Source organism: Collinsella sp. CLA-ER-H2, from assembly GCF_040092405.1.
Taxonomy (GTDB): domain Bacteria; phylum Actinomycetota; class Coriobacteriia; order Coriobacteriales; family Coriobacteriaceae; genus Collinsella.
Window position 1 is genome coordinate 19,423 of the sequence record NZ_JBBNLO010000001.1, and the last position, 10,469, is coordinate 29,891.

At 55.2% G+C, this 10,469-nt stretch carries 12 protein-coding genes and 1 tRNA gene; 8 read left to right on the top strand and 5 right to left on the bottom strand.

What is annotated here, in order from left to right; all coding sequences use genetic code 11:
* The first annotated feature begins 72 nt into the window (after positions 1 to 72).
* The 7 genes from AAAX59_RS00115 (at position 73) to AAAX59_RS00145 (ending at position 5,292) form a co-directional block, all read left to right on the top strand.
* A tRNA-Pro gene (locus AAAX59_RS00115) sits at positions 73 to 149 on the top strand.
* A gap of 293 nt (positions 150 to 442) precedes the next feature.
* On the top strand, positions 443 to 1,147 hold the full coding sequence (locus AAAX59_RS00120) for a CDP-alcohol phosphatidyltransferase family protein (RefSeq protein WP_161160296.1): 705 nt from the start codon (positions 443 to 445) through the stop codon (positions 1,145 to 1,147).
* 66 nt (positions 1,148 to 1,213) lie between these two features.
* Positions 1,214 to 1,648, top strand: coding sequence for an FHA domain-containing protein (locus tag AAAX59_RS00125; RefSeq protein WP_006236002.1), 435 nt, complete (start codon positions 1,214 to 1,216; stop codon positions 1,646 to 1,648).
* Between the two features lie 3 nt (positions 1,649 to 1,651).
* Positions 1,652 to 2,530, top strand: coding sequence for a MerR family transcriptional regulator (locus tag AAAX59_RS00130; protein ID WP_349069873.1), 879 nt, complete (start codon positions 1,652 to 1,654; stop codon positions 2,528 to 2,530).
* Between the two features lie 40 nt (positions 2,531 to 2,570).
* Complete coding sequence (locus AAAX59_RS00135; protein ID WP_089573365.1) at positions 2,571 to 3,101, top strand: adenine phosphoribosyltransferase; 531 nt, start codon at positions 2,571 to 2,573, stop codon at positions 3,099 to 3,101.
* A 32-nt stretch (positions 3,102 to 3,133) separates the two neighbouring features.
* A complete protein-coding gene (locus AAAX59_RS00140) occupies positions 3,134 to 4,261 on the top strand; it encodes an NlpC/P60 family protein (RefSeq protein WP_349069875.1) in 1,128 nt (375 codons plus the stop codon).
* 164 nt (positions 4,262 to 4,425) lie between these two features.
* Positions 4,426 to 5,292, top strand: coding sequence for a DegV family protein (locus AAAX59_RS00145; RefSeq protein ID WP_349069877.1), 867 nt, complete (start codon positions 4,426 to 4,428; stop codon positions 5,290 to 5,292).
* A gap of 73 nt (positions 5,293 to 5,365) precedes the next feature.
* On the opposite strand, the gene AAAX59_RS00150 is transcribed toward AAAX59_RS00145, so the two are convergent.
* Together AAAX59_RS00150 and AAAX59_RS00155 are read right to left on the bottom strand one after the other, a co-directional pair.
* Positions 5,366 to 5,977, bottom strand: a complete 612-nt coding sequence (locus tag AAAX59_RS00150; protein WP_006235996.1) for a DUF1836 domain-containing protein — start codon at positions 5,975 to 5,977, stop codon at positions 5,366 to 5,368.
* A gap of 153 nt (positions 5,978 to 6,130) precedes the next feature.
* Positions 6,131 to 7,069: an FAD-dependent oxidoreductase gene (locus tag AAAX59_RS00155; RefSeq protein ID WP_349069880.1), complete on the bottom strand. Its 939-nt coding sequence runs from the start codon at positions 7,067 to 7,069 to the stop codon at positions 6,131 to 6,133.
* Between the two features lie 69 nt (positions 7,070 to 7,138).
* Here AAAX59_RS00155 and AAAX59_RS00160 point away from each other — a divergent pair, with 69 nt between their 5' ends.
* Positions 7,139 to 8,488, top strand: a complete 1,350-nt coding sequence (locus AAAX59_RS00160) for a glycosyltransferase (protein ID WP_349069882.1) — start codon at positions 7,139 to 7,141, stop codon at positions 8,486 to 8,488.
* Positions 8,489 to 8,941: 453 nt separating this feature from the next.
* On the opposite strand, the gene dut is transcribed toward AAAX59_RS00160, so the two are convergent.
* Genes dut through AAAX59_RS00175 form a run of 3 tightly spaced genes read right to left on the bottom strand, consistent with a single transcriptional unit; the run spans position 8,942 to position 10,334 of the window.
* The gene (dut, locus tag AAAX59_RS00165) at positions 8,942 to 9,385 is read right to left on the bottom strand and encodes a dUTP diphosphatase (RefSeq protein ID WP_349069883.1); all 444 of its coding nucleotides are present in this window, start codon (positions 9,383 to 9,385) and stop codon (positions 8,942 to 8,944) included.
* Between the two features lie 4 nt (positions 9,386 to 9,389).
* Positions 9,390 to 9,833, bottom strand: coding sequence for a transcriptional regulator NrdR (gene nrdR, locus AAAX59_RS00170; RefSeq protein ID WP_022093781.1), 444 nt, complete (start codon positions 9,831 to 9,833; stop codon positions 9,390 to 9,392).
* A 51-nt stretch (positions 9,834 to 9,884) separates the two neighbouring features.
* Complete coding sequence (locus AAAX59_RS00175; RefSeq protein WP_349069886.1) at positions 9,885 to 10,334, bottom strand: LysM peptidoglycan-binding domain-containing protein; 450 nt, start codon at positions 10,332 to 10,334, stop codon at positions 9,885 to 9,887.
* Positions 10,335 to 10,469 lie beyond the last annotated feature (135 nt).

Sequence of the window (10,469 nt, forward strand, 5' to 3'; positions counted from 1 at the left end):
TTGCACAAGTCTAAAGTTTCGGGTTAATATACTCCCTGTTGCGAGCGAGAGCAGAGCAACAAACAAAAGCTTCGGGACGTGGCGCAGCTTGGTAGCGCACTTGACTGGGGGTCAAGGGGTCGCTGGTTCGAATCCAGTCGTCCCGACCAGAAGTTTGCAGGTCAGGCACCTAGTGCCTGACCTTTTTTGTTTTAATCACCATGATTATTTTGCTTAAAGCAACAACGTTCCCGCTCGATGTAATCACCGAATCAAAACGTGTACATCAGCCACCGAAATCGACATTTTTCGACATGTTTGGAGGCTGATGTACACGAATGCGAAATCCCCGCCGCCTAAAAACGCCCTCCACATGTCTGGACTCTCTATGCTTACGCTGGATAGACATCGCCGGAACGGGTATAGTATCGAAAGTTTTGTCGTTAACCAGCGGGGGAGTCCTGTGGGCATCAAAAAGAAGATCAAAAAGGAGCTTATCGGCACTTCCGATTACCCGTCGAATAAGATCTTTACGATCTCCAATTTCATCACCTTTACGCGCCTGATCCTCACCCTGGTATTTCTGTACCTGTTTGTGACGGATAACAATCGCGTCATCGCCATCGCAATCTACGCCGTTGCCGCCTCCACCGACTGGATGGACGGTCAGATCGCCCGCATGACTAAGACGGTCTCGTGGCTCGGCAAGGTCATGGATCCCATTTGCGACCGTGCACTGCTGTTTACCGGCGTGTTGGGCCTGGTAGTCCGCGGCGAGCTTCCCATCTGGGTCTGCGTGCTCATTATTGGCCGCGACATCTATCTGGGCATCGGCACACTTATCGTTCGCCATTACCACCCTCGTCCCATTGACGTCGTCTTCCCCGGAAAGATTGCGACAGCGCTGCTCATGACCGGCTTCTCGCTCATGCTGCTCGGGTTCCCCGTTATTGACGGCCTGCATCTTTTACCTTCAACCCTCACGGCCTTCCCGGGCCTCAACGGAAGCTCGGTGCCCCTCGGCATCTTCTTTGTGTACGGCGGCGTGATCTTCTCCATGCTCACGGCTGTCATCTACTCCATTAAGGGCGGAGCGGCCATTAAACAGGCTCTCGCGCATCCCGAGGACGAGGACATCGACTTTCTGAACCCTGAAATCGAAGACTGATTCGTTGGGGTATGATTACGTACGGTTCATTATTTGCGGCACGTCCGCGATAAGTTAGGGGTTGTCATGGACAACATGGTTAACAATATGCCTCAGAATGATAAGACTGCTGACGCTACCTGCGTATTCCGCGTGCCTTCAAGCGACGTCACCGTTCCCGACCTCATGGCCAACGTGCGCATCACCGCCCCCGTTCTGTCCATCGTCAAGGGTCCGCAGACGGGTGCCGCTTTTGAGCTCGAGGACGACGTGACCACCATCGGCCGCGATCCCGCGAACGGCATCTTCCTCAACGACATGACTGTTTCGCGCAGCCACGCGCGCATTATTCGCGAGGGCCTCGGCGCTCGCATCGAGGACTTGGGATCGCTCAATGGCACCTGGGTCGACGGTGCCATCGTCAATGCAGCCCCGCTGCACGACGGTTCTTCCGTTCAGATCGGTACGTTTACGCTCATCTACCACGAGAGCACGCCGGAGCGCATCGAAACCGGTGAGTAGGGCATGGCCGAACGCAACTATCTGAGTATCGGCCAAGTCGTCAACCTACTTCGAGGCGCATACCCCGATCTTTCGAACTCAAAAATAAGATTTCTAGAGGATGAGGGGCTCATTACCCCTCATCGTACGCCTAAGGGATACCGTCAGTACTCCAAGGAGGACGTTGATCGCCTGGAGGTCATTCTGCACTTGCAGAAGACTCGCTACATGCCGCTCAACGTGATTAAGCAGCGCTTGGAAAACGCCACGGACCTGTCAACGCTCGCCTACGAGGTGGGCTTGCTGTCCGATGTTCCACTCAAGACGGAGCCCAAGGAGACTAAGCAAAAGCTGCATCCCATCGAGACCATTCCCGATATGCTGGGCGTCGAGATTTCGTTTATCCGGTCGCTCGCCGAGAACGACCTCATTCGCATCATCAAGAGTCCGCAGAATCGTGAACTCGTCGATGGTCGCGATTTTCCGATCATCCGCTACTGCTCCGAGCTGTCACGCTTCCATATCGAGCCGCGCAACCTGCGTCAGTACGTATCTTCGGCAAACCGCGAGTCTTCGATGTTTGAGCAGGTGCTCGTGAGCATGCTCGGCATGGATACCTCCGATGACGAGCGCGACGCCAAGCTCGAGCGTGCGTTTAAGAAGCTTCACGACCTGACCGAGGGTGTGCACACTGCGCTGCTCAAGAACCGCGTTTTTGAGTCGCTCAACGCCGTGGTCGAGGACGCCGACATTGATGCACTCGATGAGGAAATCGCTCGCTCCGAGTCCACCAAGGCCAAAAACGAAGAAACTGCCGTGCCGGCTTCGCACGAGGATTCTCTCGTAAAGCCGCTCAAGGTCGTCGCCCCTTCGCAATCCGGCACCGTCACCGCGGGCAAATAACCGCTGCTGATATTTCGGCAACCCATTGAAAGGTCATGCAATGTACGACTTCGAATCTCAAATCGTCGACATCCCCGACTATCCCGAGCCCGGAGTCATCTTTAAAGACATCACGCCGCTCTTTGGCAATCCCGAGGCGCTCAAAGCCATGACCGATACCCTCGCCGAGCACTTTGCCGGCATGGGAATCACCAAGGTCGTGGGTCCCGAGGCTCGCGGCTTTATGGTTGGCGTACCGGTGGCTGTGGCCCTTGGTGCCGGCTTTGTTCCCGCACGTAAACCGGGCAAGCTGCCGCGCGAGACCGTAAGCCAGAGCTACGAGCTCGAGTACGGCACCGATTCAATTGAGATCCATGCCGACGCTATCAGCTCTAAAGATACCGTGTTGATTCTGGACGACTTGGTCGCGACGGGCGGAACCGTCGAGGCAACAGGTAAACTGGTGCGAGATATGGGCGCAAAGCTTATCGGTTACGGTTGTATACTTGAGCTTGCGTTTCTCAACCCGCGCGAGAAGCTCACGCCGTCTGATGACGATGTGGAGCTCTTTAGCCTGGTGACGGTAGACTAGCCGTTACCCTTAGTTACTGGAAAGGAAGCTACATGCGCACAGCAAACACGCACAAAAACATGGCACGCTGCGCTGCTACGGCAACCCTCGCTTGTGTTTTGGGCTTGGGCCTCGCGGCTCCTGCCTACGCCGACACCGCATCCGACCTTGCCGCTGCCCGTACGAAACTCGAGCAGATCGGCACCCAAACCCAGCAGATTTACGATGAGCTTGCCACGCAGACGCAGGCGCTCGATCAGACTGCCGGCGAGATCACGCAAAAGCAGCAGGAGATCGCCGATGGTCAGGCCAAGCTCTCGACCTATGTCGCCGGCGAGTACAAAACCGGCGGTCTGAGCCTGCTTCAGGTTTTGACGGGTGTCGATGATCTGAGCGATATGCTCAACCGCCTGTTCTACTACGGCAAGGTGTCCGACAAGCAGGCCAAGACCATCCAAGAGGTCAAGGAGCTTAAGCAGCAGCTCACCGATAAGCAGGCCGAGCAGGAGAAGAACGTCGCCACCACGCAAAAGAAGGTCGACGAGCTTAACGCCCAGCAGGCTGAAGCCCAGAACGTCGTAAACTCCCTGGATTCGCAGCTGCAGGCCGAGCTTGCCGCAGAGGCCGAGGCCAACGCCGCGCTGCAGGCCGGCATCAACGCCAGCACTGCCGAGAAGGCCACGGTGAGCAACGAGACTGCCGGTACAACCGAGAACACCAACAACGGTGGTCAGACCAGCAATAACAACAACCAGGGCGGCAACACTCCGGCTCCTACGCCGGCACCTGCTCCTACACCGCAGCCCTCCACGCCCGCTCCGGCTCCGACGCCTTCTGCTCCGAGCCAGTCCGTCGATGGCGGTTCTGTTGTCTCGCGTGCATACAGCAAGCTTGGTTGCGCCTATTCCTGGGGCGGAATTGGACCGAACAGCTTCGACTGCTCTGGTTTTGTTAGCTATTGCCTCACGGGTCGCTATTGCCGCCTCGGCACCACGGGTACCTTTATGGGCTGGACGCGTGTGTCCGATCCGCAGCCCGGTGACGTTGTGGTCAACTCGTACCACACCGGCATTTACATCGGTGGTGGTCAGATGATTCATGCTTCCGACTACAACACGGGTGTTATCATCAGCTCCGTTGCCGCCGGCATGAACAACAACTACATTTTCGTGCGCTACTAAGTATTCAGATAAAGCAAACGGATATGGACCTCGTGGCTTTGAGTCATGGGGTCCATTCTTTTGCCTTTAGTGCAGTCCGCTATCTAGTTTTGAATACTAGATAGCGGCCCAATCGGTCTGCAAGATGGCTATAATTGAATGGGAACGATTAGAAAGGACCCTCTATGAGCTGGGCACTTATCTCCGATTCAAGCTGCAACCTCCGCGATTGGCAACCGACCGCGCCCCATACCACCTTTGCATTTGCGCCCCTCAAAATTCGAGTGGGGGAGCGTGAATTCATCGATGACCTTTCGCTCGATGTTCATGAGCTCAACTGCGCTGTTCAGGCGGAGACGAACGCTTCTTCGAGCGCTTGTCCCAGCGTAGGGGAGTGGGCCGAGCTCTTCAAATTGGCAGACAAGACCATCTGCATGCCAATCTCTGAGGGCGTGTCGGGCAGCTACAATGCGGCAGCCACGGCTCGCGATATGGTTCTTGCCGAGGAGCCCGACCGGCAGATTCATCTAGTCAATTCGCGCGCAGCTGGCGGCAAAATGGACCTCATTTTCTTGCTGTTCGACCGCTATCTTGCAAGCAATCCGGATGTCTCATTCGAGGACGCTTGCGCATACTTCGATAGCCTCGAGCAAAACAGCAAGATCCTCTTTAGCCTGTGTAATTACGAGAACCTCGCCAAAGCCGGACGTATCCCTAAGGCAGCCGGCGTCATTGCCAACAAGCTCAATATTCGCATTTTGGGCACGGCGAGCGAGGCCGGTAAAATCGAGCTCGTCGGGCACACGCGTGGCGAAAAGAAGATGCTCAACAAGATCATCGACACCATGGAAGCCGAGGGCTTTACGGGCGGTGAGGTCGTCATCGACCACGTTGAGAACGAAGCTGGAGCCCAGGCGCTTACTGATCGCATAGTCGAACATTGGCCCGGCTCCAAGACCATCATCATGCCCTGCAACGGCCTGGATTCCTATTACGCCGAGATGCACGGCCTGATCATCGGCTACGGCATGGGCGTAGCTTCGGGCAAATAAAGTCCAACCAAGCAAAAAAACGGGCGGGACAAAGCGACAGATGGCTCTTTGTCCCGCCCGTTTTATACGTCGGCTAGCTATTAAACCCGTTGAACTTGAGATAGCTCATCAAGTAAGCCTTCGAAACAAAGGATGAAACCGCGCTGCGCACAAGCAGCGACTCACGCGTTACCTGATGCGCCGTATCGGGAACCGGCGTCTGCTCGACGGAAAACGCCGAACGAATCGATGCCTCGAGCTGATCGACCACATAATCAAAGGCAGTCGGGGCATCGTAGCTCAAACGCTGAATGTTAAAGAGTGCCTGCACCGCAGCAATAGGTAGCACCTGCTTAAAGATGCAGATAGCGATCAGGCGGGCAATCTGCTCGCGGCCATATTGCTTTTTGACCGGAGCAGGCACCAGGCCAACCTTTACGTAGTTATTGATCATCGATGGCGTAATGATAGGCTGCTCAACGCAAAGGGACAGCGGCTCCATCCACAGCGCGACATACTCAATGACCTGGTCGCGGTAGAGCGTCACATTGGGCAACTGGTCATAGCGCGGCAGACTCAACGTATTGAGTTTGCGTACGATATCGGACTGAATAAATGCATCGGGCAGCACAGTGGGCTGAATATCCTCAGGCTTAATGCTGACCGATGTATCGGACATCGGGATAACGCGTTTGGCGTGGTTCATAAGGATCCTCCGTTCATTTATATATTGTATTCTACGTTATCTAGTTTTGCATACCACATAGTCGCCAAGTAAAAGTGGTTGGACAGCACATTGATACACCGTCCAACCACTTTGTTAAAAGATAACAACCTTACATAAGATATATTATCGTACTTATCTACGGAGAAATGCGTATGCGCTGGTTGCCGCTATGGCTCCGTCAGAAACCGCGGTCACAACCTGGCGCAAACGCTTGGAACGGATATCGCCAGCGGCAAATAGACCCGGCGTGCGGGTCGCCATGGATTCATCAGTCAGAATGCCGCCATCAGGCGCCAGATCGACTAGATGCTCGACAAGTTCGGTATGGGGTTGCGTCCCGGTATAGACAAAGATGCCGAAAGAGCCGGGCTCAAATGACTCGGTATGAATTTCCCCGGATGAATTGTCCTTAAAGGCGATCGTCGTTGGCATGGCTTCGCCCGAGAGCTCCACAATACTAGTTTGGTACCTAACTGTAATATTGTCCTTTTCGAATACTTTCTGAACAACACCATCAGGCGCACGGAACTGGTCACGGCGCAGCACGATGGTCACACTGCTGGCAATGTCTGACAGGAACAGTGCCTCTTCGCATGCCGAATTGCCACCACCGATTACAAAGACCTGTTTGCCGCGGAAGAACATGCCGTCACATGTTGCGCAATATGAAACGCCACGACCGCGATAGGTATCCTCGCCAGCGAAACCTGCCGGACGCGGCGTGGCACCCATGCAAGCGATAACGCTCGAGGCCAGCGTATCGCCCATGTCGTGATGCACTGTAAACAGCGCTGCATCGGCATCGTAATCGATACCCGTAACCATGCTCCATGCGACCTGCGCTCCCAGGCCCTCTGCATGCTGCTGAAAACGCTCGCCGAGTTCGCCGCCACTCAAGAGCGGAATGCCCGGATAGTTCTCGACTTCATTGGTCGTGGCGATCTGTCCGCCCGACATGCCCTGTTCAATCACGGTCGTCGTTAGGTTGGAGCGCGCCGCATAAATGGCCGCAGCATAGCCCGCAGGGCCGCCACCGATAATCGCAACATCGATCGGCTGATGGGTAGTCATGAAGAGACCTCCTGTCGAAAGATTGGCGTTCTTTGCGCTCATACCCAAATTTAGGCGAACGTGACACTCATGCACTACAATGATTCATTGCGAAACAAAGATGAAGGGGAGTTATCGATGGATCAAACGCAGACGAGCAACGACGCTCCCCTGCCCACGCACAGCACTCCCCAATCGGAGCAGACCTCGCTCTTGGCTCAGCAAAAACCCCTCGTGACCATCGTGCACGCCTCGGTCGGCTCGGGCCACAAGGCCGCCGCAAATGCGATTGCACAGGCATTCGACCTCATCCGCGGCACCAATGGTATCCCCGAGGATGTTGAGATTGAAGTGCTCGATATCCTCGATTTTGGACGTATTAAATTCGACGGCAACAAAACGGCTGCCTCGTTTACCGGCGCCACGCGTCCAATATATGACTTGACCTGGCGTTATACCCTTACCGGACACTTGCTTTGGGGCGGAGGCACGGCATGGTCACGTATTATGTTCCCTGCCTTCAACGAATATGTCCGCACCCGCAGGCCCATAGCCGTGGTCGCAACACACATCACGGCGGCCAACGTCGCTGTGGGTGCCCGCGTTATCACGGGTATCGATTATCCAGTCATCTGCGTACCAACAGACTATGAAGTCGAAGGCTTTTGGCCCCACAAGGACACCGACCTGTTCTGCGTAGCCAACGAATTTATGGCCGAGACACTTCGCCCCCGTAAAGTTCCCGAGACCAAAATCCGCATCACAGGCATCCCCATTCGCGCCGGGTTTGATACGGACTACAATCGCGAGGAAGAACTCGAGAAGTTCAATCTCGCCGCTGACAAGACCGTTGTGTTGGTGATGGCCGGTGCCAGTTTGCCTCAACCGTACGTTCGCTTTCGCGCGGAGATGGACCGCACACTCCCCTTCCTGCGCAGCTTCGAGGACATGCACTTTGTCTTTTTGCCGGGCAAGGATGAGGAATACGCCACCCGCCTCAAGACGCTCTTCGACGCCATGAAGCTCGATAACGTCACGGTTCTGGACTACGTGGACGACATGGCGGCCCTCATGCACGGCTGCGACCTGGCAATCCTCAAATCGGGCGGACTCACCGTCACTGAGTGCCTGTGCGCGCATCTGCCGATGATTCTGCTGGGCAAATCATACGGTCAGGAAAAGGCCAACACAACGATGCTCACCGGCATGGGCGCCAGCATGCATGTCACCACAGCACGAGAACTCATCGTAACCCTGCGCCATCTGCACGATCATCCCGAATCACTCAAAGCCCTACTCATCAACGGCGAAGTACTACGCCGCCCCCACGCAGCCGAAGATATAGCCATCGCAACCATGGAGCTAGTAGGCAAACCCCAAAAGCGCAAACGAGCCTTCTGCCGCTTCTACTGGGGCGGAAAACCTGCTCATATCAGGTAGACGAAAGTCCGCTGCTCAGCGGGAGCCGCCCATATATCATTCCATGCTCAAACATTCTCGCTGCGCTGCGAAACTGCGCGTGGAACGATATATGGGCGGCTCCCGCTGAGCAGCTACGTTTACTTACTAGCAGCTACTTCGGTATCCCCTCCATTAGAACCTGCAAAGGTAAAACAGGAAAATATAAATAGAGTTAGCCGATGCGACAAAGGAGGCATCCCTTTATCGCATCGGCTAACTAGAAAGATTGTTTTATGTCAAGCATGTAGCCCTTTCGCCTGAGCCCCATACATATCGTCCCGCGCGCAGTTTCGCAGCGAAGCGAGAATGTTTGAGCACGGGATGATATGTATGGGGCTCAGGCGAAAGCGGGATACGTGCGCCCCTGCGAAGCGAGAATGTTTGAGCATGGAATGATATAGGTAAGCCCCGGGCGGGAGGGATACGAGCGCCCTAGGCGACGCCGCTGGAGCCGAAGCCTCCGTTGCCTCGGTCGGTTACGTCTAGTTCTTCTACTTCTATGAGGTTGACCGTGGGGGCTTCTTGGATGACGAGTTGGGCTATGCGGTCGCCTTTGTTGATTTGGATGTTGTTCGTGGGGTCTAGGTTAATGAGGATGACTTTGAGTTCTCCTCGGTAGTGGGCGTCGATGAGGCCCGGCGTGTTGACTATAGACAGGCCCTGCTTGATGGCCAAGCCGCTGCGGGGCTGGACGAAGCCGGCGTAGCCATCGGGCAGGGCGATGGCCAGCCCAGTAGAGACCAGACGGCGTTCGAAGGGCTTCAGGACGCAGTCCTCGTTGGAGCGCAGATCCAAGCCGGCATCGGTGGGATGGGCGTATTTGGGAAGCTCGACGGTGGGATCGAGACGCTTTATGTTGACGGTAATGTTGGACATAGAATCACCTTAGCTTGTCGAGCTCTTGCAGAAACTCATCGACGTCTTTGAAATCGCGGTAGACCGAGGCAAAACGGATGTACGCCACCTTGTCGATCTTTGCCAAGCGCTTGAGCACCATGTCACCCAGCTCATGGGACGTGACGGCCGTCAGCGTGCGAGAGCGCAGCTCGACCTCGATGTCGTCGATAATCTCATTGAGCTTCTTAGTGTCGATATCACGCTTGATGGTGGCACGCATCAAGCCGACGAGCAGCTTATTGCGATCGAACCGCTGCTTAGTTCCGTCCGACTTAATGACCTCAATTGGGTCTTCGCATCGCTCGAACGTTGTAAAGCGGTAGTTACACGAGCAACATTCGCGACGGCGCTTAATGGTGTTATTTGACTCCTGCATACGGGAATCAACGACGCGGGTATGTGCCTTACCGCATTTGGGACAGCGCATGGTACCTCCTCTTAAACGATAACAAGGGTACCATGCGCAGCGCGATAATGATTACGAACGAGCAGGAACCTTAAGATGCGCACCGGCGGCGAGCGAACCATGTTCCAGATGATTGACGTTACGGATCATGTCGGAAGTCTCTTGCGTGGAAAGGCCTTCGATAGGATATTCCTCGGCAAGCGACCAAAGAGAATCACCAGGCTGAACGCGAATAGTCTCGTAGGTAACGTTGGAAACGGACTCGGCATACGCGGCGTGACGAGCGCTAAAGACCGACGTAGCGAGGACAACGAAGAGCGTAAGCGCAACGGCAACGGCGACAATCGTCGGAACCTTCAGGGCAACGCGGGCCGGCGCAACTACAGCCTGCTGATTGCGAGCAGGCTTTACGGTCAAAGGCTGAAAGCCGGAGCGGCCACCCTGAACAACCGTAAAAGTGGGTTCTGCAGGCGTCTCGAGTTTAAGGGCAAGGTTTCCCTGGACCATATTCGTTGCGTTCATCATGTTCTCCTCTCGCGTGTTTTGCTGAGAACAGTTTTATCAAGCCGCGCGGACAAAAATGTCTAGCGCGAGAACGAATGTTCGGTTATTATTATCTTCGAACAGTTGTTCCTGTCAAGCAAAATTCGAACATTT